The following is a 26,122-nucleotide window of genomic DNA, read 5'->3' on the forward strand; positions in this document are numbered from 1 at the left end:
TAAATATGAATTCACAGGCAATAATTTCAACGTTATCTCTTGAAAATGTGAAGCCAGTAAATCTTGTCTTAGGTAATGAGACTTATTTAATGGAAGATGTAAAAAAAGCATTTACTGAGTTGATACCTGAAGAAGAGAGAACGATGAATTTAGGTAAATATGATATGGAGGAGGTTCCGTTGGCTAAAGCATTAGATGATGCGATGTCTGTTCCTTTTTTTGGTGATAAGCGCTTAATTTTTATTCAAAATCCTTTTTTTCTAACGTCAGACACTAAAAAAAGAAAAATTGAACACGATATTGATGGTCTTTTATCTTATTTAGCTCATCCGGAACCAACAAGTATTGTAGTTATATTTGCGCCTTATAAAGAATTAGATGGTCGTAAAAAGATTAGTAAGATGCTTAAAAAATTTAGTCTAGTTATTGATAATCAACCGTTAAATGAGCGTGCAACGCGACAGTTTATAGCCCAAGAGATGGCTAACAAATCATTTGAAATAGATGAAAACGCTTTGGAATTATTTCTAGAAAGAACCAATACAGAATTATCAACAATCATGAATGAATTGCCAAAGTTATTTTTGTATAATTTTGAAACCCACCGAATTACATTATCATCTGTTGAAAATTTAGTTTCTAAAACTTTAGAACAAAATATATTTGATTTAGTAGATGTTGTTATTTCAAATAATATTGAAAAATCAGTAACGTTGTATCATGATTTAATTTTACAAAATGAAGAGCCAATTAAGATAAATGCAATATTATTGGGACAATTTAGATTATTATTACAAGTGAAAATTTTGCAAGATAAAGGTTACTCACAAGGAGATTTAGCTAGTGTTTTAAAAGTGCATCCTTATCGAATTAAGTTGGCACTTCAAAAGATAAAGAAATTTAATAGAAGTGATTTGAGGAAAATTTATTTAGCGTTAATTGATTTAGAAAAAGCAATGAAGACGACACAACAAGATCAAGAAGGATTATTCTCATTATTTATGCTTCAAATTAATCGTATAGATGTATAAAATAAAAAATACCCAGTAGATTATTAATCTACTGGGTATTTTTCTGAAAACTTATTTAGCGTAACGAGCAGCCATACGAGACTTATCACGAGCAGCTTTGTTTTCTTTGATCAAACCTTTAGAATGTGCTTTGTCGATTGCAGTAATAGCAGCTTTGTATAAAGCATCTACATTATCGGCACCAGCAGTCTTAGCTTGTTCAAACTTCTTTACAGCAGTACGCATTGTGCTTAATTGAGCAGCATTTTTAACGTTTGCTTTTTCATTCGTTTTTACACGTTTAATTGCAGATTGAATAATTGGCATTTAAGTCACCTCCACTTATCATGATCACCTTATTGGTTCTCAACAAATATTTCAACAACCATTATTATACCTAACCAAATTAGTTAATGCAATGAAAACTTGTAAAGGATTTTTACTTGATAGTAATAATTAGATAAGAGAAGTTATAAAAAACTTGCAATATACTCTAAATTTTAGTAAGGTTAGATTTGTTCCAAGTAACCTTTAACTTAGTTTGTTGACGTCTCACCGACGACTTACTCGGTTTTAGGCATTTAGATTCAGAAAGGTGGGAAACACTAATGGCAATTACAAATGAAAAGAAAACAGAAATTATGAACGAATATGCTCGTCAAGAAGGCGATACAGGTTCTGCTGAAGTACAAATCGCTGTACTTACTGCAGATATCGTTGAATTGAATGCACATATCGGCGTTCATAAAAAAGATTTCGCTTCACAACGTGGTTTGATGAAGAAAATCGGACATCGTCGTAACCTTTTAGCATATTTACGTAACAAAGATATTCAACGTTACCGTGAATTGATCCAACGCTTAGGTCTTCGTCGTTAAAACTAAAAGCAAAACTCTTAATAAGAGTTTTGCTTTTTTTATTTTTAAAATTTAAGATATGTCTACTATAAGTGAGTTAAATGTAAAACGTTCATAAATTTTATGGTATAATTGAGATTCAAATAAAGAAAAAGAAGGTTTTTTTCAATGGACGGATATAGAGTTGCGGTTGTCGGTGCTACAGGCGCTGTTGGAACACGAATGATTCAAATGCTAGAAGAAACAAGTTTACCCATCAATAGTATTAAATATTTGGCATCTAAACGTTCTGCAGGACAAGTATTAAAATTTAAAGGTCAGGATGTTATCGTAGAAGAAACAACATCTGATTCTTTTGAGAATGTTGATTTGGCTCTATTTTCTGCTGGCGGTAGTGTATCTAAAAAGTTTGCACCTGAAGCAATTAAACGTGGTGCAGTTGTTGTAGACAACACTAGTGCGTTTAGAATGGATCCTGATGTCCCACTAGTAGTTCCTGAAGTTAATGAACAGGCACTTTATGAACACAAAGGACTAATTGCTAACCCAAATTGTTCAACTATCCAAATGGTAGTTGCACTAGAACCAATTCGTAAAAATTACGGTTTAAAGAAGGTTGTTGTTACAACAATGCAAGCTGTTAGTGGTGCTGGAAACTTAGCTATTCAAGAATTAAAAGATGAAACACAAGCTTATCTTGATGGCGAAGAGATGGAAGCAAAGATTTTACCAGCTTCTGGTGATAAAAAGCATTATCCAATTGCATTTAATCCACTACCACAAATTGATGTTTTTGAAGACACAGGTTATACACATGAAGAATGGAAAATGATTCATGAAACGAAGAAAATAATGTCTAATCAAGATATTCAAGTTACTGCAACATGTGTACGTGTACCAGTTGTTGTTAGCCATTCGGAATCTGTTTGGTTTGAAGTTGAAAGTCATGATGCTTCTGTTAAACAAATTCAAAATATTCTTGCAGATGCACCCGGTGTGGTTTTACAAGATAATCCGGAACAACAGATATATCCACAAGCAATTAATGCCACTGGTAAGAAAGATACATTTGTTGGTCGTGTTAGAGCTGATTTAGAACAGGATAATGCCTTCCAATTATGGGTCGTTTCGGATAATTTGTTAAAAGGTGCTGCATGGAATTCAGTTCAAATTGCTGAAAAATTGCATGAATTAGATTTATTAAGAGTTCCAAAGTAAAAAGAAAGGAGTGAATTAAGCGAATGTTTGAAAATGTAGATATAATGACAGCTATGGTCACACCATTTAATGATCAGAATCAAGTGGATGAAGATCGCTTAATTAAATTAATTGAACATTTAATTTTAACAGGTTCAAAAGGTATCCTGGTTAATGGTACTACGGGCGAATCGCCTACGTTGAATCATTCTGAAAAATTAAATTTGATTAAAAAAACAGTGGCAATAGTTAATGGTAGAGTTCCAATTATGGCTGGTACAGGATCAAATAATACTATGGAGACAATTGATTTTACCAATGAGGTAGCCGCTATTACTGGTGTGGACGCAGCTTTAGTTGTTGTGCCATACTATAATAAGCCTAATCAAAAAGGTATGATTGCTCATTTTGAAGCAGTTGCAAATGCTTCGAAATTGCCTATTTTCATTTATAATATTCCGGGTCGTACAGGCGTAACTATGACTGTTGAAACAATTGTTAAGTTATCTAATAATAATCATATTATTGGTATTAAAGATTGTACAGGTAGTGAAAATTTAAGTCGTATTGTTGAACAAACGCCAGATGATTTCTTGGTGTATACTGGTGAAGATACGGATAGTTTGACTGCAAAAATCTTAGGAGCAAGTGGTGTTATTTCTGTTGCAAGCCATATATTTGGTATTGAAATGACTAAAATGTATCAAGCTGTACAAGATGGAAATATTAAGCTTGCAGGAGATATTCAAAGAGAGTTGACGCCAAAAATGGCTGCACTTTTTTCTCTTCCATCTCCTGGACCAGCTAAAGCAGCTTTAAATTACAAGGGTATCTTAGTAGGTGGGTGTCGTTTACCAATAGAGGCATTAACTGACAATGAAATAAATCAACTAGTGAAAATACTAAAAATATAAAATATGTAAGAGGTGAAGTAATGAGTAAAGTTAAAATAATTCCACTTGGTGGCGTTCGAGAAAATGGTAAAAATATGTATGTCGTTGAAGTGGATGATGATCTATTTATTTTTGATTCTGGATTAATGTATCCAGAAAATGGCTTATTAGGGATTGATATTGTAATTCCTGATTTTAGTTATTTGAGAGAAAATAAAGAACGAATTGTAGGTGTTTTCTTAACACATGGGCATGCAGATGCAATTGGTGCATTACCATACTTTGTGAGTGAATTTGATGTGCCTGTTTTTGGATCAGAATTAACAATTGCATTAGCAAAAATTAATATTGAAAATGATCCTAAGGCAAGTAAATTTTCTGATTTTCACGTTGTTAATGATCAGACTGAGATTGATTTTGGTAAAACGACAATTTCATTCTTTAAAACGACCCATTCAATTCCTGAATCATTAGGAATCGTTTTAGGTACTGATGAAGGGCAGATTGTTTATACAGGTGATTTTAAGTTCGATCAAGCTGCGGCACCAGTTTACCAAACAGATTTTGGACGTTTAGCTGAGATTGGTAAGAATGGTGTTTTAGCGTTATTAAGTGATTCAGCTAATGCTGAGAACCCATTCCCAACAGTCAATGAAAGTGCAATTGACGAATACATTAATGAAACATTTGAATATCAAAAAGGTCGTATTATTGTTGCCTGTGTGGCATCAAATATATTACGAGTACAACAGATACTAAATGCTGCAAAGGAAAGTCATCGAAAGGTTATATTAACAGGACACGATGTTGAAAAAATCGTTAAAACAGCTATGGATTTGAAGAAATTAGTTCTTCCTGATGAAAATTTAATTGTTCCAATGAGTGATATTAGCAAATATGACGATGATCAACTAATTATATTGGAAACAGGTAAAATGGGTGAACCTTTAAAATCATTACAGCGAATGGCTTTAAATCAACATTCAACTGTTAATATTCATGAAGGAGATCTTGTTTTCATTACGACAACAACGTCAAAAGCTATGGAAACTAATGTGGCAAAGACAAGAGATCTCATTTACCGAGCAGGAGCTGATGTGAAAGCAATTTCTGATGAATTAAATTCTTCAGGTCATGCTGGTCAAAATGATTTACAACTAATGATCAATTTAATGAAACCAAAATACCTGGTTCCAATTCAAGGTGAATATCGATTACTTGCGGCACATGCTGATTTAGCACATACATTAGGAATGCCATATGATCATATCTTTATTACTGGTAAGGGTGATGTTTTAAGTTATTCTGAAGGAAAAATGAATTTAGGATCGCAAGTTGAAGCAGGAAATACCATGATTGATGGTATTGGTGTTGGTGATATTGGAAATATTGTACTGAGAGATCGTAAAATACTTTCTGAAGATGGTATTTTTATTGCAGTCGTCACAATTGATCGTAAAAAGAAAAAAATCATAAACAAGCCTAAAATTACATCAAGAGGATTTGTTTATACAAAAACGAGCCTTGATTTAATTGAAAAGAGTGCTGAAATTGTGTCAGAAACAGTACAAGATAATTTGAACAATAAAGAATTTGATTGGGGACATTTAAAACAAGATGTTCGTGAAAAAATGAGTCATTTCCTATATGAACAAACAAAACGACGTCCAGTTATTTTACCTGTTATTATGGAAATTAATCAGTATCATAGAAAATCAACAAAGTCTAAAGAAGTTAAACCGGCGGAAACAAAAAATAACGAAAAATAATCAAAAAGGGATAACACAAATGTTGTTATCCCTTTTTTTAGAATAAATAGAGGATATTATGGCAGAAATTATTCCGTTTCCCGACCAAGAGAAACAAAATTATCAGTTAGCAAAAAAGGCTGTAAGTGACAAAAATTATCAACTAGCATCACAATTATTCACAAAAAATTATGATGGTCATCGTAGTTTTAAAAATAATAAATTATTGGTTAATTCTCTAGTTTTGGATGCTCAATTTCAAGAAGCGTTAATTATCGCTGACGAATTTTATAGCGATTACTTAAAACGTGGGGATCAATTTGCAGTTTATTTAAATATACTGTTAAAAAACAATAAATTTATTCGAGCTTGGCAATTGGTTAAAGAGCAACCTTTTGCCACATCACTAGTTTTGGATGCTGAAAATGAATGCCGTGAAAAATTCGATAAACAACTTAGACAAAATGAACGTCAATTTGCACACTTAGGTTCAGTGGACTTTTTTGGACAGCAACAAATTGTTCAAAGTGGACTGGTACTACCTAAAAATGAATTCTTAGATGCTTGTCAAAAAATATTTATGGATAAAGACGTACATCCAATTATAAAATCAAGTCTATTGCAAGAGGTACAAAAGATACCTAATAATATTGAAATAATAAACTATTTATGGGTTGATGGAACTCAGAAAAAAATTGACGTAAAAAAATTAGTTGCAAATGAAAATGAACCTGTATTACTGACAATTAATCAATTAACAAAAAATGATGAGGGAACTATTGATGTACAAATGAATAATTCTTTAAATCATATGTTAAATTTAAAATTGGGGATGATTTATCCTTTTGCAAGTGATTTTTTGGGTATTGAGAAAGAATGGATTGAATTAGTAAAAAGTGAGTTAGGTATGGAATCCACTTTTAAAAGGACTGAAAATTTAACGTATATGGTTGAATTAAATGCATTACTTTCGAAAGAATTAACTGAAATTATGAATTAATGATTAGGTAAAGCTAGCCGTTTACAGTAATCTATGATATTCTAATAAAGAATCCAAAATTTCACTTAGATTTAGTTGTATGAGCGTAGATTTAACCAGGTTATTTTAAGACGAGATAAAAAGTTTCAGTATTCTTTAAATAGGTATTTACAAAACTCTAAACAGTCTATATAATATTTTAAGGATTCTTCTTTATTTGATGATAATGTATTTTGTTATTAAATAAAGAAGTAGTATAATAAAAACAAAGAATCATCAGGGTTAGATTTTCTAAAACTGTTTTATTCTTACAAAAACACTAGGAGGCTCTTATTCATGGCAAAAGAACATTACGAACGAACAAAACCCCATGTTAATATTGGTACTATTGGACATGTCGATCATGGGAAGACAACTTTAACAGCTGCAATTAGTAAAGTATTATCAGACAACGGTTTCGGTGAAGCAGCAGATTTCGCTTCAATCGATGCTGCACCTGAAGAACGTGAACGTGGTATTACTATCAATACTGCCCATGTTGAATACGAAACAGCTGCACGTCATTACGCACATATCGATGCTCCAGGACATGCTGATTACGTTAAAAACATGATCACTGGTGCTGCACAAATGGATGGTGCTATCTTAGTTGTAGCCGCAACTGATGGCCCTATGCCTCAAACACGTGAACATATCTTACTTGCTCGCCAAGTTGGTGTTGATTACCTTATCGTGTTCTTAAACAAAACTGATTTGGTTGATGATGAAGAATTATTAGACCTTGTAGAAATGGAAGTTCGTGAATTATTAAGCGAATATGATTTCCCAGGCGATGATATTCCTGTTATCCGTGGTTCAGCTCTTAAAGCCCTTGAAGGCGATCCAGAAGCTGTAAAACAAGTTGAATTATTAATGGATACTGTTGATTCATACATCCCAACACCAGTTCGTCCTACAGACCAACCATTCTTAATGCCAGTTGAAGATGTATTTACAATTACTGGTCGTGGAACTGTTGCTTCAGGTCGTATCGATCGTGGTACAGTTAAAGTCGGAGACGATATTGAAATTGTTGGTTTACATGAAGATGTTCTTAAAACAACAGTTACAGGTATCGAAATGTTCCGTAAAACACTTGACGAAGGTGAAGCCGGCGATAACGTTGGTGCTTTACTCCGTGGTGTTGATCGCGAACAAATCGAACGTGGACAAGTTCTTGCACAACCTGGTTCAATCAAAACTCACAAATTATTCAAAGGCGAAGTTTATATCCTTTCTAAGGAAGAAGGTGGACGTCATACTCCATTCTTCTCAAACTACCGTCCTCAATTCTTCTTCCATACAACTGATGTTACTGGTGTTATTGAATTACCAGAAGGTGTAGAAATGGTTATGCCTGGTGATAACGTTACATTTACAGTATCATTAATCGCCCCAGTTGCTATTGAAAAAGGTCTTAAATTTACTGTTCGTGAAGGTGGCCGTACTGTTGGTGCCGGAGTCGTTTCAGAAATTGATGATTAATTTTTAATTAATTAAAAAAAGAAATTCGGAAAGCTTTTGCTTTTCGAATTTTTTTTTATAACCATTTACAATCTAGTAATGATACGGTAAAATAGACAAGTATATAAATAGTACGAATATAAAATTTTTGTTCTACCGGAGGGAAAACAATGTCAGCAAAATTTGAAAAAACAGGTAAAAACAATGGAGAAATAACATTCGAAATTGAAACTGATAAAATTAAAGAAGGATTGGAAAAAGCTTTCTTAAAAGTTAAGAAAGATTTAACTGTTCCTGGATTCCGTAAAGGAAAAGTTTCACGTCAAGTATTTAACAGAATGTATGGTGAAGAATCATTATACGAAGATGCTTTAAACATTCTATTGCCAGAAGCATACGAAAAGGCACTTGAAGAAGTTAAAGTATCACCCGTTGATCAACCTGATATTAACATTGATAGTTTAGAAAAAGATTCTACATGGGTCCTTAAAGCTAAAGTTACACTTCAACCAGAAGTTGAATTAGGTGACTATAAAGGATTAACTGTTCCTAAACAATCACGTCGAGTAACTAAAAAAGACGTAGAAGATAGTTTAGAAGCAAAACGTCAACAACAAGCTGAACTTGTACTTAAAGAAGACGAAGCAGCTATTTCTGGCGACACTGTTATCATTGATTTTGAAGGTAAAGTTGATGGCGTTGCATTTGATGGTGGAAAATCAGAAAATTATACTCTTGAATTAGGTTCAAATTCATTTATTCCTGGATTTGAAGACCAATTGGTAGGACATAAAGCTGGAGAGGATGTTGACGTAAAAGTTACATTCCCTGAAGATTACCAAGCTGAAGACTTACGTGGTAAAGAAGCAGTATTTGCTGTTAAAGTTCATGAAGTCAAAGGCAAAGAACTTCCAGAAATGGATGATGAATTTGCTAAAGATGTTGATGAAGAAGTTAATACGCTTGAAGAATTACAAGCAAAAACAAAAGATCAAATTAAAGAAACAAAAGAAGCTGCAGCTAAGGAAGCAATTCAAGATGCAGCAATTGAATTAGCAGTTGATAATGCTAAAGTTGATGAAATTCCTAATTCAATGATTGAAGAAGATGTTCATCGCCAAATGGATCAATACCTTGCAAATATGCAACAACAAGGAATTGACACAAAGATGTACTTCCAATTAACAGGAACAAGTGAAGACGATTTACACAAACAATTTGAAGAAGGCGCAGAACGTCGTGTTAAAACAAATCTTGTGTTAGAAGCTATCGTTGCCGCTGAAAAAATTGAACCTTCTGAAGAAGAAGTTTCATCTGAAATATCAAACTTAGCAGAACAATATGGTATGGAAGAAGAAGCAGTTCGTTCTGCTCTTTCAGACGATATGGTAAAACATGATATTGCTATCAAGAAAGTTGTTGACGAGTTAGCTGACTCAGCAGTTGAAGAAGCAAAAATGAAAAAATAAATAATTAATCGGATATTTTGATTAATCATTTTGAATGAATGAGATTGAAGCGAGTTTATTAGCTTCAATCTTTTTTGTTAAATACATTTGAACGTAAATATTCGCGAAATATTGCTTTATTTGGTACTATAGGTATGCATAAAGTAAAAGATGAGAAGAAAAATACGAGGTGGTAAAATGTTCGAAAATACTGAAGAAGGCGGACCCGTAAATTGTTCTTTTTGCGGTAAGTCACAAGATCAAGTAATGAAAATCGTTGCTGGACCTGGTGTTTATATTTGTAATGAATGTGTTGATTTATGTAAGGAAATTATCGACGAGGAATTCAGGGAACAAATGGATTCTGAACCATTACTTGTATTAAAACCACAAGCAATTATGAATAAATTGAATGATTATGTAATTGGGCAAGATCAATCTAAAAAAACGTTGTCAGTTGCGGTTTATAATCATTATAAACGAGTTAATCATATGCTTGAAGTTGACGAAGATAATGACGAAACAGAATTACAAAAAAGTAATATTTGTTTAGTTGGTCCTACGGGATCAGGTAAGACATATTTAGCACAAAGTTTAGCTAAAATTTTAAACGTACCATTTGCTATTGCAGATGCCACTACTTTAACTGAGGCTGGATATGTTGGTGAAGATGTTGAAAATATCCTTTTAAAATTATTGCAAAGTGCAGATTATGATGTTGCAAAAGCTGAAAAAGGAATTATCTACATTGATGAAATCGATAAAATTGCTAAGAAGAGTGAGAATGTTTCAATCACACGTGATGTATCAGGTGAGGGTGTTCAACAGGCACTTTTAAAGATTCTTGAAGGTACTATTGCAAGTGTTCCGCCTCAAGGTGGACGTAAACACCCACAACAAGAATTAATTCAAATAGATACTAAGAATATTTTATTTATTGTTGGTGGGGCATTTGCTGGAATTGAAACAATGGTCAAAAATCGATTAGGCGATAAAACGATTGGTTTCGGTGCTGAATCCAATTCTGAAACTATTGATGAACAAAATAGTGTTATGCAACAAATTATTCCAGAAGATTTATTAAAATTTGGATTAATTCCTGAATTTGTTGGTCGTTTACCAATTATGACAGCTTTAGAAGAATTAAAAGAAGAAGATTTAGTTCGAATTTTAACGGAACCTAAAAATGCATTGGTTAAACAATATACAAAACTTGTTGAATTAGATGGTGTGACGCTTGAATTCGAACCTGAGGCATTGTCACGAGTTGCCGAACTTGCTATTAAGCGAGATACTGGGGCACGAGGTTTGCGATCTATTATTGAAGAAACAATGCGTGATGTTATGTTTGATATTCCAAGCCAAGAAGACATCGAGCGCGTAATTATCACTAAAGCAACAGTTGATCAAACTGATGGTCCTGTAATAATTAAAGGGAGCAAGAAAGCAGCATCTTAAAGTCTTGTTAGAGTATAGTCATTTAAAGACTGTCAAATATAGTGAGTACACTCTAAAAAAAAGACATAGTAATGAATATAAATGTAGTATAATGAATTTAAGGTTAATAATTTTAATAAATAATAAAGGGTGGACGTCATGAATAAAACAATAAAAAAAGCGATTTTGTTCGGATTTTCTGGGGTATTGTTGGGTGGACTTGGGTTATTCAATAAGTCTGTTGAAGCTAAGGCTCCTGCAAATAATATTGGGTACAGTGTTCAAAGTATTCAATCTGATAAACAAGTTAAAGCTAGTTTGAAACAATCATACTTTGATTTGAAATTGGATGCTAAGGAAAAAGAAACGATTTCAGTTAAAATCTTTAATTCATCAGACAAAGCATTAAAAATTCGTAATGCTGTTTATACAGCATCTACAAATGATAATGGTCAGCTTGAATATGCAAAAGAATTAGCAAAAAAGAATATTGATAAATCAATGAAATATCCTTTAGCTTCACTTACTAAGTTAGATTCAGGTAGTGTCGTAACAGTTCCTGCTAAAGGAAGTAAAATCGTTAAGGCTACAATTACTATGCCAAAAGATAGTTTCAACGGTGTTTTGTTAGGTAGCTGGTATTTTGAAAAAGTTGATAATTCAACTAAAGAAACAAGTAATAAAAAAGGGATTTCAATTTCAAATGCATATTCATATGCAATTGGAATTAAAATTTTAGAGAAGAAGACGGTTGAACCAAATATGAATTTATTATCAGTTAAAGCTGGTATGAGAAACTATCGTAAAGGTGTATTCCCTGTATTCCAAAACGATAAAGCCGTAATTATTCCTAAATTAACAATTAAATCTGAAATTATGAAAAAGGGTTCAACAGATGTTTTAGAAAATACAACATTAAAGAACCTATCAATGGCTCCTAATTCAAATTTCAAATTCCCAATGCTTTATGACAAGGGTCAATTAGAAGCTGGAGACTACACATTAAAGGCTGTAGCAACAAGTGGTAAAAACACTTGGAAATTCAATAAAAACTTCACAATTACAAATGATGATGCAAGTAAGTACAACAAAGATGCTATTGGAGATCCACAAAAAGCAACAAATCCGCTATGGTATGTTGCTTTAGGTCTTGGTCTCGCAATCCTAGTGATACTAATCTTTTTCCTTATTAAAAGATATGTTGATAAGAAAAAAGCTGATAAGTAAGTATTTAATATTATTATTTATTTTATTTTTCAGTATGCTCGTGACACTTAAAAGTGTGTCTGCAGACATAACGTATGGGTACAGTACGTTACCTAATACGGTTAACAAATATGTTAAGAAAAATAATTCAGAATTTGCAATTTATTCTGATAGTAATAATAGAGAATCACCTTATTTGCAAATAATCGCAACTGATGGATTGACACCATCATGGCAATTGAAAGGTAGGCTACAATATAAGTCAAACGATATTGTACATGTTGACTTATTTCGGCCAAAGTTACAGTCTGGATTAAAGAATATGCCAAGAACTTATGGTGATCTAATTTCTGGAGATTCAACTAATATAACAGCAAATGCTAAAGATAGTAGTGGGGAATATTTATTTTATTGGCCCAATACTTTAATTCAGATTTTGACAACGCATGTGGTAACATATTCGGAAGTACAAATAATTTGGATTATCCAAACGGCAGCAACAAAATAAAAGCTTTACAACATCGAATTATTTAATTCATGTTGTAAAGCTTTTTGATTCAGATTAAGTTACATTAACACATTTTTATATGGTAAAATGGTTTGAGTATTGAAAGGAAGGTGTTTAATATGGATGTTCATAATGTTGAACTTGTTATGAGTGCCGTTGCACCAGCACAGTATCCAACAGATGGTATTCCTGAGATTGCACTGTCAGGACGTTCTAATGTTGGAAAATCATCATTAATAAATACGTTAATAAATCGTAAAAGTTATGCGAGAACTTCTAGTCAGCCTGGAAAAACGCAAACATTGAACTTTTATAACGTGGAACAAAAATTATTTTTCGTAGATGTTCCAGGATATGGATATGCAAAAGTGTCAAAAACAGAACGTGCAAAGTGGGGACAAATGATTGAAACCTATTTAGCAGAACGTACTTCTTTAAGAGGGGTCATTTCATTAGTTGATGCTCGACATGAGCCAACAAAATTAGATGTTCAAATGGTTGATTTTCTTCACTATTACGATATTCCTGTATTGGTTGTTGCGACAAAGAGCGACAAAATTTCTCGTGGTAAGTGGAATCAACATGAGAGTATCATAAGACGTTCATTGTCTTTGACACCTGAAGATGATTTTGTTTTATTTTCGGCTCAAGACAAATCTGGAAAAGAAGAGATTTGGCAATGGATTGAAAGTCATACAGAACTAGGAGAAAAAAATGGAATTTAATGAATATCAAGAAGCAGCAAATCGCACATTATATGGAACTGAACAAGTTTTAACAAATTGTGCATTAGGTGTTGCGGCTGAAGGTGGACAATTAGTTGATTTAATTAAAGATTATACTTTTAAAGGTCGAGAATTAGATAAAGTGAAATTAACTAAAGAAATGGGAGATGTACTTTGGTATTTATCCCAAATTGCTGAATGGGCCGATATTGAATTTGATGATGTTGCAAGAGATAATATTTTAAAATTAAATAAACGTTACCCAGATGGATTTAAAAAATAAAAAAATTCAGATAAGTTTATAACTTATCTGAATTTTTTTATTTTTTAGGTTTCGATTCTTTAACATCAGAACTAGGCTTCTCTTCCGTTTCTGAAGACTTAAGTTCAACTTTAGCAGGATCTTTAGGGTCAAGTGCAAATTTATCAAATAAACTTTCCAAGTTATCTTGGCGTTGGATTTTTAAGCTCATAATTGTAGCCTCCTTATGTAAATATAGAATAACAGTTTATTAAAATGAATACAAGACAACTGATTAATGCATAAAAAGCGCTTTAAATAACTTTTATATGTATAAAGTCATTTATTATATGTATTTAATTGCATAAAAAATCTTTGTAGCATATAATCGATTTATTCACTAATAAGAGAAATTAAAAAAGAGGAGTAAATTGATGCAAATAAATAAAAAATGGTTTATAGGTATATTAATCGCATTTTTCATGATGTTAGTTGGTAGTAATCAAGTAAGTGCTGCAACTGGTAACTCTTTACAGAATGTTAAGGATAAGGGAACGTTAGTACTTGGAACAAGTCCAGATTATCCACCCTATGAATTTCAAACAACAGTTAATGGCGATGATAAAATCGTTGGATTTGATATTTCAATTGCACAAAAAATTGCTAAAGACATTGGAGTTAAGTTAGTAATTAAGAAAATGGATTTTGACTCATTACTTGTTGGCTTAGAAACTAATAAAATTGATATGGTTATTTCAGGTATGAATCCGTCGGATGATCGTAAAAAAAGTATTGATTTTTCAGATGTTTATTACAATGGAAAACAAATGATGTTGGTTAATAAGACTGATGAAGATAAATATAAGACTTTAAATGATTTTTCTGGGCTATCAGTTGGGGCTCAAACTGGATCGCTTCAATATACAATGAGTAAAGAACAAATAAAAAATGTGAATATTAAAGGGTTGGCTAAAGTAACCGATTTAATTTTAGCGCTTAAAAGTGGTAAGGTAGCGGGTGTTGCCATGGAAGAACCAACTGCTAAAGCATACGCACAAAATGATAGTTCATTAGCAGTTGTTAATCCTGGATTTATCTCAGCGCCTGATGCAAGGGGAGCTGCAGCCGGATTTGCAAAGAATTCCGATACTTTGGTGGCAGCTGTAAATAAGTCTATTAAAGAAATTAAAAAGAAAAATTTAATAAATACGACATATTTACCTGAGGCTAGTAATTATTTAACAAAAAATACATCGGATAACACAATGATTCACTATTGGAAATATTTTGCCAAAGGAATTGGTTATACTTTATTAATAACGGCGGTTTCAGTTATTGTTGGTGTTATATTAGGAACGTTGCTAGCACTCATGCGTTTGGGCAAAAATAAAGTGATTAAAGTAATTGCAGTATCCTACATTGAATTTGTTCGTGGAACGCCTCTAATGATTCAAGTGATGTTTGTGTACTTCGGTATTGGAATGTTAGTAAATATTCCAGCGCTAATTGCAGGTATTATTGCTGTATCGCTTAATTCAGGCGCATATATAGCTGAAGTAATACGATCGGGAATCTCTTCTGTTGATGATGGACAAATGGAAGCAGCAAGAAGTTTGGGGCTTTCACAGAAAGAGACGTATCAGTCTGTTATTATTCCACAAGCACTAAAAAATATTTGGCCAGCTCTGGGAAATGAATTTATAACATTAATAAAAGAAAGTTCAATTGTTTCTATTATTGGTGTGACTGATTTAATTTATCAGATGAAAATGGTTCAATCAGCTACTTATAAAGGTATTGCGCCTATCTTTGTTGCAATGTTAATTTACTTTGTTTTAACATTTAGCTTATCTAAATTATTAAATTACTTTGAAGGGAAGATGAAGCATGTCTAAAATTATTGAAGTTAATAAATTAAGAAAATCCTTTGGAAAAAATGATGTTTTAAAAGATATTTCTGAATCAGTTGATAAAGGACAGGTTATCTGTGTGATTGGACCATCAGGATCTGGTAAAAGTACCTTTTTACGTTGTCTGAATCTACTTGAAGTTCCTACATCAGGGGATATTTTATTCGAAGGTGAAAATTTAACAAGTTTAAATGAAAAAGACTTAAATCAATTGAGAGAAAAAATGGGGATGGTTTTTCAAGGTTTTAATTTGTTTCCAAATATGAATGTAATTGAGAATATAAAATTGGCTCCCATGAAAGTTAAAAATATATCAGATAAAGAGTCAGCTGATATAGCTACCAATTTATTAGAAAAAGTTGGATTAGCAGATAAGGCACTACAATATCCAGATAGTTTATCTGGTGGTCAAAAGCAACGAGTTGCGATTGCCAGAGCATTAGCCATGGATCCAGAAGTACTCTTATTCGATGAGCCAACTTCAGCATTAGATCCTGAAATGGTCGGAGAAGTACTTAAAGTTATGAAAACGTTGGCTAGTGACGGAATGACGATGGTAGTTGTGACACATGAAATGGGTTTTGCTAGAGAAGTAGCAGATCAAATTTGGTTCATGGATCAAGGATATATTCAAGAAAAAGGACGTCCAGAAGATGTTTTTGATCATCCGACGTCAGAACGTGCGCAAGATTTTTTATCAAAGATATTGTAAAAAAATAGATTTCAGATAGACTCCCGTCTATTTGGAATCTATTTTCTTTATTCAAACGCTTGTTCGGGGTATAATTAAAGCATATATTAACGTAAAGAAGGTGCCTCGATTGGCTTCAGAGCATATCGAAAATAAATTAGCATTATTACCAGCATTACCAGGATGCTATATCATGAAAAATTTAAATAGTCAGATTATTTATGTTGGGAAAGCAAAAAATTTAAAAAATCGGGTGCGTTCTTACTTCAAAAGTGCGCATGATGGAAAAACAGCTAAATTGGTTTCTCAAATTGTTGATTTTGAAACAATTATTACATCCACTGATAAAGAAGCATTTCTGTTGGAAATTACTTTAATTCAAAAACATCAGCCGTATTATAATATAAAATTAAAGAAAGGTACTGGATATCCATATATTAAAATTACAAATGAAAAAGACCCAATGATGCAAATCGTTAGTCAGGTTAATAAGGACGGTGGATTTTATTTTGGTCCTTATCCAAATGTTTATGCAGCTCAGGAAACATTGCAGTTTTTACAAAAAGTTTATCCTTTAAGAAGATGCAATGGATTTCAGAAGCGACCATGTTTGTATTATCATATGGGGCAATGTTTAGGCTCTTGTTTTAAAGAAGTTCCGCATGAAAAATATGAGGCTCAAATAAAAAAAATCAAATCATTTTTAAATGGTAATGTGATTGTAGCAAAACAAAAACTAAAAAAAGAAATGAGTAAGGCAGCGGATGAAATGTTATTTGAACGTGCCGCTGAATTACGTGATCAAATTCATTTTATTGAAGTTACTGTTGAAAAACAAAAAATCATTTCAAATGATAATACACCTAGAGATTTGTTTAATTTCTATCTGGATAAAGGTTGGTTGTCAATTCAAGTTTTCTTTATTAGGCAAGCACGATTAATGAAGCGAGAAAAAAGACTTTTTCCAATTGTAACAACGGCTGAAGAAGAAATGGCAACTTTTATCCTTCAGTTTTATAATCGAAAAAATAATGTGTTACCAAAAGAAATATTAGTTCCAGCAGGAATTGATACAGATATCTTATCTGATATCTTACAAGTACCAATTCGGACACCACAACGTGGGCAAAAAAGTGAACTTTTAAAATTAGCTAAAAAAAATGCTCGCTTAGTTCTTGAAGAAAAATTCAGATTACTAGAATTAGATGGGCGCAAAACAACTGGTGCCATGAAAGAAATTACAGACGCTATGGGGATTCCAGAAGGTCATCGAATAGAATCTTTTGATCACTCACATATACAAGGGACTGATCTGGTATCAGCCATGGTTAGTTTTATTGATGGTAAACCTGAGAAGAGCGAATATCGCAAATATAAGTTGAATACAGTTGATCATGCGGATGAAGCAGCAAGTACACGTGAAGTTGTTCGCCGACGTTATACACGTCTTTTGAAGGAAGGTAAGCCTATGCCAGATTTAATTTTAATGGATGGTGCTGAAATACAAATAGAAGCTGCAAAAGACGTTTTAAGTAATGAATTAGATTTAATGATTCCAGTAGCGGGGATGGTTAAAAATAACAAGCATAAAACATCTGATTTAATGTTTGGTGATGCTGATCAAAGACTATCATTGGATCCAAAGAGTGAAGGGTTTTACCTTTTACAAAGGATTCAAGATGAAGTCCATCGATTTGCCATTACCTTTCATCGTCAAGTTCATTCAAAGAACTCACTTAGTTCTCGTTTAGATTCTATCCAGGGTGTTGGGCCAAAAACCAAAACGAAATTGTTAAAAGAATTTGGGTCGATGAAACATATTAAAGACGCTTCAATGGAAGAGTTACAAGGATTAGGTATTTCAAAGACAGTCGCACAAACAATAAAATTATCATTATAAATTTACAAAAGGAGTCCTTAATGACAGAGATTTATGTCATTAAGGACTCCTTTTTATTTTAAAATAAAGAAGAGCTATCAGGTATTATCCTGATAGCTCTTCAAAGTTAAACGAATTATTTCTTATTTTCTTTTGCAACTGGACGCCAGATACCGAGGATAATCCCTGCAACTGCAGCACCAATTAAAACAGAAAGTAAGTAGAACGTTTTATTTGTAGCTAAGGCAATTACCCAAAGACCACCATGAGGTGCAGGAACAGAGACGTTCCAGAATTGACTTAAACCACCACCGATTGCAGCACCAATTACACTTGATGTAATGACGTGTAATGGATCTGCTGCTGCGTAAGGAATAGCACCTTCAGTAATAAATGAAATACCAAGAATGTAGTTTGACAAACCGGCTTTTCTTTCATCTTCAGAAAATTTATTTTTCCAGAATGTTGATGCAATAGCTATTGCAAGTGGAGGAATCATACCACCAACCATAACAGCAGCCATCATTTTACCATCACCAGTAGAAGTGAAGACACCAATTGAGAATGTATAAGCTGCTTTGTTAAATGGACCACCCATATCGATAGCCATCATAGCAGCAAGAATTGTACCGATTAAGACGGCATTGGCTGTTCCCATATGAGTTAAGAAATCTGACAAGACATGATTAATTTGTGCGAAGATAGGATTAACCATAAAGAACATAATCGCGCCGACAATTAATAAGGATAAAATAGGGTAGATTAGGATAGGTTTCATCCCATCTAGTGATTTTGGTAAGTTTTTAAAGAGTTTTTTAAGACCGACAATAACATAACCGGCAATAAAACCAGCTGCTAAACCACCTAAGAAACCAGAAACAGATTCAGTTTTAATAACATTTGCGGCAGCAAAGTTAGCCATGTAACCACCAACAATACCAGGCATAAGGGCAGGACGATCACCAATACTCATAGCAATAAAACCGGCTAAGATAGGTACTAAGAAAGCAAATGCATAATTACCAATTCCATTTAAGAAGATAAAAGTTTGTGAACTTGAGCCACCGGGAACGTATTGTTCAACGATGAATGAGAGTGCCATTAAGATACCGCCACCAACAACAAATGGTAACATGTGTGATACACCGTTCATTAAGTTCTTATAAATTTCATTCCAAACACTACCAGAGGTTTCTTCATCATTTTCAGCAGCGTCGGTTCCTTTAGCATGATAAATAGGTGCTTTTCCGTTTACTGCGGCAGTAATCAATTCTTCGGCTTTTTTAATACCATCGGTAACAGGACGGTTAATTAAAGGTTTGCCATCGAAACGATCCATAGCAACTTTTTTATCAGCGGCGACAATGACACCAGACGCACGTTTAATTTCTTCGTCAGTTAAACGATGCTTAATACCTTCTGAGCCATTTGTTTCAACTTTAATGTCAACGCCCATCTCTTCAGCTTGTTTGATGAGGGCAGCTTCAGCCATATAAGTATGAGCGATACCAGTAGGGCAGGCTGTTACAGCGACCACGTATGGATTACCTGATGGTTTAACATCAGTGTTTTTAGCAGCAAGTTGTGCAGCAGCTTCTTTTGCTTCTTTTTCATTTTCAGCGGCAGTGAAGGCAGCTTGAACCTCATCTGGAGTTGTGACTGTTTTTAATTTATCAACTAAATCGGGATTAATTAATAGACTTGATAAAGCAGCTAATGCTTGTAAATGGGCATCGTTTGCACCTTCAGGAGCAGCAATCATGAAAAATAAAAATGTAGGTTGACCATCAAGTGAATCATAGTCAAGTCCTGCTTTACTTTTAGCAAATAGGACAGTAGCACGTTTAACAGCTTTATTTTTTGCATGTGGCATGGCAATACCTTCACCGATACCAGTAGTTGATTGTGCTTCACGTTTTAGAATGTCTTGTTTGTAAAGTTCCTCATCATCAATCACGCCAGCCTCAAAGTATTTATGTACCATTTCATCAATTGCTTCGGCTTTTGTTGTTGCTTGAAGATCCATAATCATGACATCTTTAAGTAATAATTCATTTAAGTCCATAGTGTAAAACTCCTTTTATAATAGTTAGATTTTCTTAATATCAATTTGTGGTAAAATTTCGTTAATTTTTTCAATAGTTGCAATATCTTCAGAAAATGCAGTTGCGGAGCCACAAGCTAGTCCATATTTAAAACTTTCAATAGGATCATTAGTTTTTGCAAAGGTACCTGTAAAACCAGCAATCATTGAATCGCCAGCACCAACTGAATTAATAACAGTCCCTTTAGGCGCATTACTTTGGTAAACAGCATCTTTAGTAATCAATAGGCCGCCATCGCCAGCCATTGAAATTAAAACATGTTGTGCACCTAATTCTAATAATTTTTGACCATATTTCACAATATCGTTGATACCGTTTAAAGTAACATTGAATAATTCGGCTAATTCATGGTGATTTGGTTTCACGACGAGAGGTTTTTCACTAATTGTTTTCAATAGTGCTTCACCAGTTGTATCAATAACAAATTGTGCGCCTTTAGAACGAATTACTTTAATTAATTCATAATAAAAATCTTGAGATAGGTTAGGAACTAAACTACCAGCTAAAATGACAGTATCATCAGACGTCAATGTTTCAAATTGCTCATTGAATAGTTTAAGTTCATCATCTGATATTAGAGGACCCTTACCATTTATTTCGGTTTCTTGGTCAGCTTTTATTTTAATATTAATTCTAGAATCAGCTTTTATTTTTGTAAATTGAGTATCTAGGTGATTAGCTATCATAGCTGACTTAATAAATTCACCTGTGAATCCACCAATAAAACCAAGTGCTTTATTAGGTTGATTCAATTCATTTAAAATTCGGGAAACGTTTATACCTTTACCACCTGGTAATTTTGTATCATAATCCATCCGATTAACTTCGCCAAGCGTTAACTTATCTAGTTGAACGATGTAATCAATAGAAGGATTTAAAGTTACTGTGTAAATCATTGTTGTACCTCCAAAATTTTTGTTTGTGTTTTATAATTTTCAGAATCAGTTACCGGCAATTTATCAGTGATAATTGTAGCCTGATTAAGATCTGCAACTTTAATGAATGAAACTTGGTTAAATTTTGATTTGTCGGCTAAAACATAAGTTTGTCGACTTTGATGAATTGCGGCCAGTTTAACTGCGGCTTCTTCAGGATCTGGTGTGCTAAATCCAAATTTATTGTTAATTGAATTAATACCGAGAAAGACTAAATCAAATTGAAGGTTCTTGATTGATTTAATACTATCAGCTCCCACAATAGCCTTTGTATTAGCTTTAACTTGACCACCGATGACGATTGTTCTAATATCATTTTCAGAAAGAGAAAGTGCATGATTAACACCGTTTGTAACAACAGTTAGATTGTTAACTAACTTAAGATAGGGAATCATTGCGAAAGTTGTACTACCAGCATCAAGAAAAATCACATTATTAGGTTTGATTAAATTTGCAGCAGCTTTAGCAACTGCTATTTTATTTGGCGTATTTAATGAAAATTTTTCTTCTAAATTTGCTTCAACTTTTAATGATTGGATGCTTTGTGCACCACCATGAACTCTTACTAATTCACCATCAGTTTCAAGCTGCTGTAAATCGCGTCGAACAGTTGATTCTGAGACATTTAATTTATGACAAATATCTTGTAACTTAATATAACCATGTTTGTCAATTTCAGAAATAATATATTGGCACCTTTCAATTGTAAGCACTTTCTCAACTCCTTATAAATAAAATACCACCAAAAACATTCAAAATCAACCAAAAACATTCAAAAATACCAAAAAAATTTGAAATATGAGAAATTGGCTTGAATTTTTAAAAGAGTTAAGTAAATACATAGACAAATGACTTTTTCTTCTTTAAAATAGTAAGTTAGTAGTCAACGGAAAGAATAGGTGATCGTATGTTTATAGATCAAGTTACAATTGAAATAAAAGCAGGTAAAGGTGGCGACGGGATGGTAGCGTTCCGTCGAGAAAAATATGTACCTAATGGTGGACCAGCCGGTGGTGATGGTGGCCGTGGTGGTAGTATTGTATTTGAAGTAGATGAAGGATTAAGAACTTTAATGGATTTTAGATACAGTAAACATTTTAGAGCTGAATCTGGTGAAAAAGGAATGATTAAAGGGATGCACGGACATGGTGCACCTGATAAAAGAGTTCAAGTACCAGAAGGAACAACAATTAAAGATGCTGAAACAGGAGCAGTAATCGCTGATCTCGTTCATAAAGGAGATTATGCTGTTGTTGCCAAGGGTGGTCGAGGTGGTCGTGGCAATATTAGATTTGCTAGTCCTAAAAATCCAGCTCCAGAAATTTCTGAAAATGGTGAACCTGGAGTAGAACGTAAAATTCAACTTGAATTAAAAGTTTTAGCTGATGTTGGGTTAGTTGGATTTCCATCTGTCGGTAAGTCAACGCTTCTTTCAGTTGTGACAAGTGCCAAACCTAAAATTGCAGATTATCATTTTACAACGTTATCACCTAATTTAGGGATGGTTCGTTTAGATGATAACCGTGATTTTGTTATTGCTGATTTACCCGGATTGATTGAAGGGGCTTCAGTTGGCGTTGGATTAGGAATTCAATTTTTACGTCATATTGAGCGGACACGTGTTATTCTTCATTTAGTTGATATGAATCCTGAAGAAGGTCGTGATCCGTTTGACGACTATCTTAAGATTAATAAAGAATTAAAAAATTATGACCCTGAATTACTTGAACGTCCGCAATTAATTGTGGCAAGTAAGATGGATATGCCAGGGGCTGCAGAACAGTTAGAAGCATTTAAAAAACAATTGGCAGAAGATTCTACAGTGGAAGAAACACCTCGTGTATTTTCTACTTCTTCTATTACTCGTGAGGGACTACAAACCTTAATGAATGTAGCTGGTGATTTATTGGAAGAAACACCAATGTTCCCAGCACTAAACTTGAAAGAACAAGAAGCACAACAAAAAATCTATGATTTCGAAAAAGAACAAGAAAAATCTGCACCTGATTTTGTTATTAATAGGGATGAAGATTTAACTTGGGTTCTTTCTGGAGAAAAATTAGAACGTCTATACCAAATGACAAATATGGACCGAGACGAAAGTTTGATGCGTTTTGCACGTCAACTTCGTGGTATGGGTGTCGATGATGCTTTACGTGAACGTGGTGCTAAAAGTGGGGATATAGTGAGAATTGATAAATTCTCATTTGAGTTCGTTGAATAATTCGGAATATTAATAATTTACGGTTACGCTATCAGCAAATAAAAGGGTAATTTATATAAGATAAGAGGAGAACGGAACAAGATGGATAAGAAAAAAAGATTAAAAAAAGCCAGATATATTACTGGCTTTGATGGCGTGAGGACATTGGCTGTTATTGGGGTTATCCTTTATCACCTCGTGCCATCTAGTCTACAAGGTGGATACTTAGGTGTACCGATATTTTTTGTTGTATCGGGTTACTTGATTACTGATTTACTTAATCAGGAATGGGAACAAAATAAAAAAATTGATGTTCTAGGCTTTTATATTCGACGGGTTCGACGACTTTATCCAGCGTTATTGACGATGTTGATTGCAACTATTGCCTATATAACACTATTTCAAAGAGAGTTATTGAAAAATATTCAAGAAATTTTCGCATCAAATTTGTTATATGTTTATAATTGGTTTCAAGTTTTGCACAAAGAATCATATTTTGATCATTTCGGGACGCCATCACCATTTACGCATCTTTGGTCGCTATCAATTGAAGGTCAGTACTATTTTTTCTGGCCTATTATAGTGGCGTTGCTAATTGTGTTTTTAAAACGAAAAGAACGGATTTTTAATCTTATCTTTATCTTAGCTTTTATTTCCGCATTAGCGATGGCCTTCTTGTATAAAGCAGGATCTGATCCAAGTCGTGTCTATTATGGAACGGATACAAGAATGTTTTCAATTTTATTGGGGTCAGCACTTTCATTTATTTGGCCAAGCAGTTCTTTAAAAAAGGAAATTTCAAAAAAAGGCCGATTTGTTTTAGATGCGTTAGGTATAGTATCGCTCATAACAATTATTAGTTTGTTTTTGACTATGTCAGATCAAAGTTCGCTTGTTTATCGTGGAGGGATGTTTTTCTTTTCAGTTTTAGTTATGATTTTTGTAGCTACAATTGCACATCCTGGAGCGGATATGAACAAAATTATGACAAATCCTGTTTTTACTTGGGTTGGTAAGAGAAGTTATGGCATTTACCTATATCAATTTCCAATAATGGTATTCTATGAGTCAAAGATTCAGAGTATAGGTGATCATCCATGGCTAAACGCGCTAATTGAAATATCTATCATTTTATTAGTGAGTGATTTGTCATATCGATTCTTAGAAAGACCTCTACAAAGATTTAATTATAAACAAACATTTACATTTATTAAAGAAACCTTTACAAAGGATATTAAAAAAACTCGTCAAAAATTTTCTATTATTGTGGGTGCATTAATAATTGGTATAGCGTTGTTTGGAATAATTAACGGACCAAGTCTTTCAATTACTGGAGTGAATGCTTTACAGAATACTATTAGTGAGAATGCTAAAGTAGCTGATAAAAAGAATGCTGACGCATTAAAAAAACCGAGCTCGTCTAGTTCTAAGAAAAAACAATCAAGTAGCAAAAGTGCTTCTAAAACTAGTTCTTCAAAAGTAGTTGCTGAAAAACAAAGCCCAACATCATTAACAAAGGCTGAGACAAAAAAAGCCTCAAGCGTATATGCAACGGCAATTGGTGATTCTGTATTGGCAGATGGAGAAAACATATTACAAGATGATTTCCCACATATGTATGTTGATGCAAAAGTCGGTCGTCAGGTATATACAGCTGCTGATGATATTAGGTTGTTGGCTAAGCAAGGTAAACTTCAAGATAACGTTGTTATTGGTTTAGGGACAAATAGTCCATTTACAACCGATCAGTTTGACGATATTATGAGTGCAGTTGGTTCGGGGAAACAAGTTTACTGGATTAATGTACATGTCCCAACAAGGCGTTGGGAAGGTACCGTTAATAGCATGTTGGAGACACAAAAGAAAAAATATTCAAATTTGCATATAATTGATTGGTATTCATATAGTAAGGATCATACAGAGTGGTTTTATGATGATAATGTTCATCCAGATCCCGATGGTTCAAAGTATTATGCAACGTATATTGCAAGACAATTAATTAAAAATATGTAAAATACTTAAGAAGCCCTACAAACTATGGTTTGTAGGGCTTCTTATTTTTGGGTCTGCGTCAAATAGTGTTGGTGAGACGATAAACGTCTAATTTAATTAAGGGAAATCCAAAAGGATTTCCTTTTTTTAGTTATGAATTAATAAAATTCTTTCAAATAGATGATGCCAGTTTCTGAAACCGTAACAGCTACGTTTAAGTGTTTTAATTTTTCGGTTAAGTCCCTCTATAGGGCCATTTGAATATGGTGAAGATAAACTATTTTTAATATAATGCTGATTCTTTTTAAAAGTGGTTATTACAGTATCCATTTCACTGTTATTAGGTTGATAGTCTTCTAATAACTGAGTTAAATTAGAAGTGTCGGCTTTATTGATAGCTAATAAAATATCTTGATATGTTTCATAGACTTTTTTGAAGTTAGAACTTTGTTCTAATCCTAAATCAACAACATTCTGTTGCGTCATATATTCTTTCGTACTAAAAAAATAAACAGATTTTGAACTTTCTAGTTCTGTTTCTTGTTTGTGAAAAAGGCGCCACTGAGTTTTTAAAGCTTTGTAATAATCCCTTTATGGTTGTCAGATGAAATAATATAATTTCATCCGATAATCATGGAGGGATTTTTGTATGTCC

The 26,122-nt window shown here is 33.3% G+C and carries 23 protein-coding genes and 1 pseudogene; 18 read left to right on the forward strand and 6 right to left on the reverse strand.

The genetic code is table 11. The features are described from left to right. The first annotated feature begins 5 nt into the window (after positions 1 to 5). Positions 6 to 1,031 (forward strand): DNA polymerase III subunit delta, encoded by a 1,026-nt coding sequence (gene holA / locus AC1RPJ_RS05775; RefSeq protein ID WP_481761709.1) that lies wholly within the window; start codon positions 6 to 8, stop codon positions 1,029 to 1,031. Between the two features lie 51 nt (positions 1,032 to 1,082). On the opposite strand, the gene rpsT is transcribed toward holA, so the two are convergent. After that, positions 1,083 to 1,337, reverse strand: coding sequence for a 30S ribosomal protein S20 (rpsT, locus tag AC1RPJ_RS05780; RefSeq protein ID WP_409022404.1), 255 nt, complete (start codon positions 1,335 to 1,337; stop codon positions 1,083 to 1,085). Between the two features lie 281 nt (positions 1,338 to 1,618). Between rpsT and rpsO the strand changes: the two genes are divergently transcribed. The 12 genes from rpsO to AC1RPJ_RS05840 all read left to right on the forward strand — a co-directional run bounded on the left by rpsO (position 1,619) and on the right by AC1RPJ_RS05840 (position 13,794). Continuing rightward, positions 1,619 to 1,888, forward strand: coding sequence for a 30S ribosomal protein S15 (gene rpsO / locus AC1RPJ_RS05785; protein ID WP_409022405.1), 270 nt, complete (start codon positions 1,619 to 1,621; stop codon positions 1,886 to 1,888). Between the two features lie 147 nt (positions 1,889 to 2,035). Beyond that, on the forward strand, positions 2,036 to 3,085 hold the full coding sequence (locus AC1RPJ_RS05790; RefSeq protein ID WP_481761710.1) for an aspartate-semialdehyde dehydrogenase: 1,050 nt from the start codon (positions 2,036 to 2,038) through the stop codon (positions 3,083 to 3,085). Between the two features lie 23 nt (positions 3,086 to 3,108). Beyond that, positions 3,109 to 3,978, forward strand: coding sequence for a 4-hydroxy-tetrahydrodipicolinate synthase (dapA, locus tag AC1RPJ_RS05795; protein ID WP_481761711.1), 870 nt, complete (start codon positions 3,109 to 3,111; stop codon positions 3,976 to 3,978). 20 nt (positions 3,979 to 3,998) lie between these two features. Next, positions 3,999 to 5,726 carry a ribonuclease J gene (locus AC1RPJ_RS05800; RefSeq protein WP_409022408.1) on the forward strand — a complete coding sequence of 576 codons (1,728 nt, stop codon included), beginning with the start codon at positions 3,999 to 4,001 and terminating at the stop codon, positions 5,724 to 5,726. A gap of 58 nt (positions 5,727 to 5,784) precedes the next feature. Further along, positions 5,785 to 6,705 (forward strand): hypothetical protein, encoded by a 921-nt coding sequence (locus AC1RPJ_RS05805; protein ID WP_481761712.1) that lies wholly within the window; start codon positions 5,785 to 5,787, stop codon positions 6,703 to 6,705. Between the two features lie 315 nt (positions 6,706 to 7,020). Further along, positions 7,021 to 8,208, forward strand: coding sequence for an elongation factor Tu (gene tuf / locus AC1RPJ_RS05810; protein WP_409022410.1), 1,188 nt, complete (start codon positions 7,021 to 7,023; stop codon positions 8,206 to 8,208). Between the two features lie 149 nt (positions 8,209 to 8,357). Continuing rightward, the gene (tig, locus tag AC1RPJ_RS05815; RefSeq protein WP_409022411.1) at positions 8,358 to 9,656 is read left to right on the forward strand and encodes a trigger factor; all 1,299 of its coding nucleotides are present in this window, start codon (positions 8,358 to 8,360) and stop codon (positions 9,654 to 9,656) included. Between the two features lie 177 nt (positions 9,657 to 9,833). Further along, positions 9,834 to 11,093: an ATP-dependent Clp protease ATP-binding subunit ClpX gene (gene clpX, locus AC1RPJ_RS05820; RefSeq protein ID WP_409022412.1), complete on the forward strand. Its 1,260-nt coding sequence runs from the start codon at positions 9,834 to 9,836 to the stop codon at positions 11,091 to 11,093. 138 nt (positions 11,094 to 11,231) lie between these two features. Then, complete coding sequence (locus AC1RPJ_RS05825; RefSeq protein ID WP_409022413.1) at positions 11,232 to 12,299, forward strand: WxLIP family cell surface protein; 1,068 nt, start codon at positions 11,232 to 11,234, stop codon at positions 12,297 to 12,299. A gap of 55 nt (positions 12,300 to 12,354) precedes the next feature. Beyond that, positions 12,355 to 12,786 carry a hypothetical protein gene (locus AC1RPJ_RS05830; protein WP_481762411.1) on the forward strand — a complete coding sequence of 144 codons (432 nt, stop codon included), beginning with the start codon at positions 12,355 to 12,357 and terminating at the stop codon, positions 12,784 to 12,786. A 119-nt stretch (positions 12,787 to 12,905) separates the two neighbouring features. After that, on the forward strand, positions 12,906 to 13,511 hold the full coding sequence (gene yihA / locus AC1RPJ_RS05835) for a ribosome biogenesis GTP-binding protein YihA/YsxC (protein ID WP_481761714.1): 606 nt from the start codon (positions 12,906 to 12,908) through the stop codon (positions 13,509 to 13,511). Continuing rightward, positions 13,501 to 13,794 carry a nucleoside triphosphate pyrophosphohydrolase family protein gene (locus tag AC1RPJ_RS05840; RefSeq protein WP_409022416.1) on the forward strand — a complete coding sequence of 98 codons (294 nt, stop codon included), beginning with the start codon at positions 13,501 to 13,503 and terminating at the stop codon, positions 13,792 to 13,794. The genes yihA and AC1RPJ_RS05840 overlap by 11 nt, the downstream gene beginning before the upstream one ends. 37 nt (positions 13,795 to 13,831) lie before the next feature. Here the strand turns inward: AC1RPJ_RS05840 and AC1RPJ_RS05845 are convergent, their stop codons facing one another. Then, entirely contained in the window at positions 13,832 to 13,984 is a 153-nt protein-coding gene (locus AC1RPJ_RS05845) for an SPJ_0845 family protein (RefSeq protein WP_409022417.1), read from the reverse strand. A gap of 202 nt (positions 13,985 to 14,186) precedes the next feature. On the opposite strand from AC1RPJ_RS05845, the gene AC1RPJ_RS05850 reads away from it, so the two are divergent. The 3 genes from AC1RPJ_RS05850 (at position 14,187) to uvrC (ending at position 18,253) form a co-directional block, all read left to right on the forward strand. Next, on the forward strand, positions 14,187 to 15,647 hold the full coding sequence (locus tag AC1RPJ_RS05850; RefSeq protein WP_481761715.1) for an ABC transporter substrate-binding protein/permease: 1,461 nt from the start codon (positions 14,187 to 14,189) through the stop codon (positions 15,645 to 15,647). After that, positions 15,640 to 16,374, forward strand: a complete 735-nt coding sequence (locus AC1RPJ_RS05855; protein ID WP_409022419.1) for an amino acid ABC transporter ATP-binding protein — start codon at positions 15,640 to 15,642, stop codon at positions 16,372 to 16,374. Before AC1RPJ_RS05850 ends, AC1RPJ_RS05855 begins: the two co-directional genes overlap by 8 nt. Positions 16,375 to 16,483: 109 nt before the next feature. Then, complete coding sequence (gene uvrC, locus AC1RPJ_RS05860; protein WP_481761716.1) at positions 16,484 to 18,253, forward strand: excinuclease ABC subunit UvrC; 1,770 nt, start codon at positions 16,484 to 16,486, stop codon at positions 18,251 to 18,253. 115 nt (positions 18,254 to 18,368) lie between these two features. On the opposite strand, the gene AC1RPJ_RS05865 is transcribed toward uvrC, so the two are convergent. From AC1RPJ_RS05865 to AC1RPJ_RS05875, 3 genes are read right to left on the reverse strand one after another with little or no spacing between them, the layout of a single operon-like run. Beyond that, a complete protein-coding gene (locus tag AC1RPJ_RS05865) occupies positions 18,369 to 20,297 on the reverse strand; it encodes a PTS fructose transporter subunit IIABC (protein WP_409022421.1) in 1,929 nt (642 codons plus the stop codon). A 24-nt stretch (positions 20,298 to 20,321) separates the two neighbouring features. Beyond that, entirely contained in the window at positions 20,322 to 21,233 is a 912-nt protein-coding gene (pfkB, locus tag AC1RPJ_RS05870) for a 1-phosphofructokinase (protein ID WP_481761717.1), read from the reverse strand. Further along, entirely contained in the window at positions 21,230 to 21,985 is a 756-nt protein-coding gene (locus AC1RPJ_RS05875; protein WP_481761718.1) for a DeoR/GlpR family DNA-binding transcription regulator, read from the reverse strand. The genes pfkB and AC1RPJ_RS05875 overlap by 4 nt, the downstream gene beginning before the upstream one ends. 194 nt (positions 21,986 to 22,179) lie before the next feature. Here AC1RPJ_RS05875 and obgE point away from each other — a divergent pair, with 194 nt between their 5' ends. Together obgE and AC1RPJ_RS05885 are read left to right on the forward strand one after the other, a co-directional pair. Next, entirely contained in the window at positions 22,180 to 23,496 is a 1,317-nt protein-coding gene (obgE, locus tag AC1RPJ_RS05880; protein ID WP_409022424.1) for a GTPase ObgE, read from the forward strand. 81 nt (positions 23,497 to 23,577) lie between these two features. Continuing rightward, positions 23,578 to 25,488 (forward strand): acyltransferase family protein, encoded by a 1,911-nt coding sequence (locus AC1RPJ_RS05885; protein ID WP_481761719.1) that lies wholly within the window; start codon positions 23,578 to 23,580, stop codon positions 25,486 to 25,488. A 126-nt stretch (positions 25,489 to 25,614) separates the two neighbouring features. On the opposite strand, the pseudogene AC1RPJ_RS05890 reads toward AC1RPJ_RS05885, so the two are convergent. Continuing rightward, positions 25,615 to 26,037, reverse strand: a pseudogene (locus tag AC1RPJ_RS05890) (transposase); the annotation flags it as partial. Positions 26,038 to 26,122 lie beyond the last annotated feature (85 nt).

This window comes from Dellaglioa sp. CoH-57-MRSF-17 (genome assembly GCF_056782015.1).

Bases quoted from the DNA above. Each gene is read 5' to 3' on its own strand.
- holA (WP_481761709.1), top strand. From the start codon at position 6: ATGAATTCACAGGCAATAATTTCAACGTTATCTCTTGAAAATGTGAAG.
- rpsT (WP_409022404.1), bottom strand. From the start codon at position 1,337: ATGCCAATTATTCAATCTGCAATTAAACGTGTAAAAACGAATGAAAAA.
- rpsO (WP_409022405.1), top strand. From the start codon at position 1,619: ATGGCAATTACAAATGAAAAGAAAACAGAAATTATGAACGAATATGCT.
- AC1RPJ_RS05790 (WP_481761710.1), top strand. From the start codon at position 2,036: ATGGACGGATATAGAGTTGCGGTTGTCGGTGCTACAGGCGCTGTTGGA.
- dapA (WP_481761711.1), top strand. From the start codon at position 3,109: ATGTTTGAAAATGTAGATATAATGACAGCTATGGTCACACCATTTAAT.
- AC1RPJ_RS05800 (WP_409022408.1), top strand. From the start codon at position 3,999: ATGAGTAAAGTTAAAATAATTCCACTTGGTGGCGTTCGAGAAAATGGT.
- AC1RPJ_RS05805 (WP_481761712.1), top strand. From the start codon at position 5,785: ATGGCAGAAATTATTCCGTTTCCCGACCAAGAGAAACAAAATTATCAG.
- tuf (WP_409022410.1), top strand. From the start codon at position 7,021: ATGGCAAAAGAACATTACGAACGAACAAAACCCCATGTTAATATTGGT.
- tig (WP_409022411.1), top strand. From the start codon at position 8,358: ATGTCAGCAAAATTTGAAAAAACAGGTAAAAACAATGGAGAAATAACA.
- clpX (WP_409022412.1), top strand. From the start codon at position 9,834: ATGTTCGAAAATACTGAAGAAGGCGGACCCGTAAATTGTTCTTTTTGC.
- AC1RPJ_RS05825 (WP_409022413.1), top strand. From the start codon at position 11,232: ATGAATAAAACAATAAAAAAAGCGATTTTGTTCGGATTTTCTGGGGTA.
- yihA (WP_481761714.1), top strand. From the start codon at position 12,906: ATGGATGTTCATAATGTTGAACTTGTTATGAGTGCCGTTGCACCAGCA.
- AC1RPJ_RS05840 (WP_409022416.1), top strand. From the start codon at position 13,501: ATGGAATTTAATGAATATCAAGAAGCAGCAAATCGCACATTATATGGA.
- AC1RPJ_RS05845 (WP_409022417.1), bottom strand. From the start codon at position 13,984: ATGAGCTTAAAAATCCAACGCCAAGATAACTTGGAAAGTTTATTTGAT.
- AC1RPJ_RS05850 (WP_481761715.1), top strand. From the start codon at position 14,187: ATGCAAATAAATAAAAAATGGTTTATAGGTATATTAATCGCATTTTTC.
- AC1RPJ_RS05855 (WP_409022419.1), top strand. From the start codon at position 15,640: ATGTCTAAAATTATTGAAGTTAATAAATTAAGAAAATCCTTTGGAAAA.
- AC1RPJ_RS05865 (WP_409022421.1), bottom strand. From the start codon at position 20,297: ATGGACTTAAATGAATTATTACTTAAAGATGTCATGATTATGGATCTT.
- pfkB (WP_481761717.1), bottom strand. From the start codon at position 21,233: ATGATTTACACAGTAACTTTAAATCCTTCTATTGATTACATCGTTCAA.
- obgE (WP_409022424.1), top strand. From the start codon at position 22,180: ATGTTTATAGATCAAGTTACAATTGAAATAAAAGCAGGTAAAGGTGGC.
- AC1RPJ_RS05885 (WP_481761719.1), top strand. From the start codon at position 23,578: ATGGATAAGAAAAAAAGATTAAAAAAAGCCAGATATATTACTGGCTTT.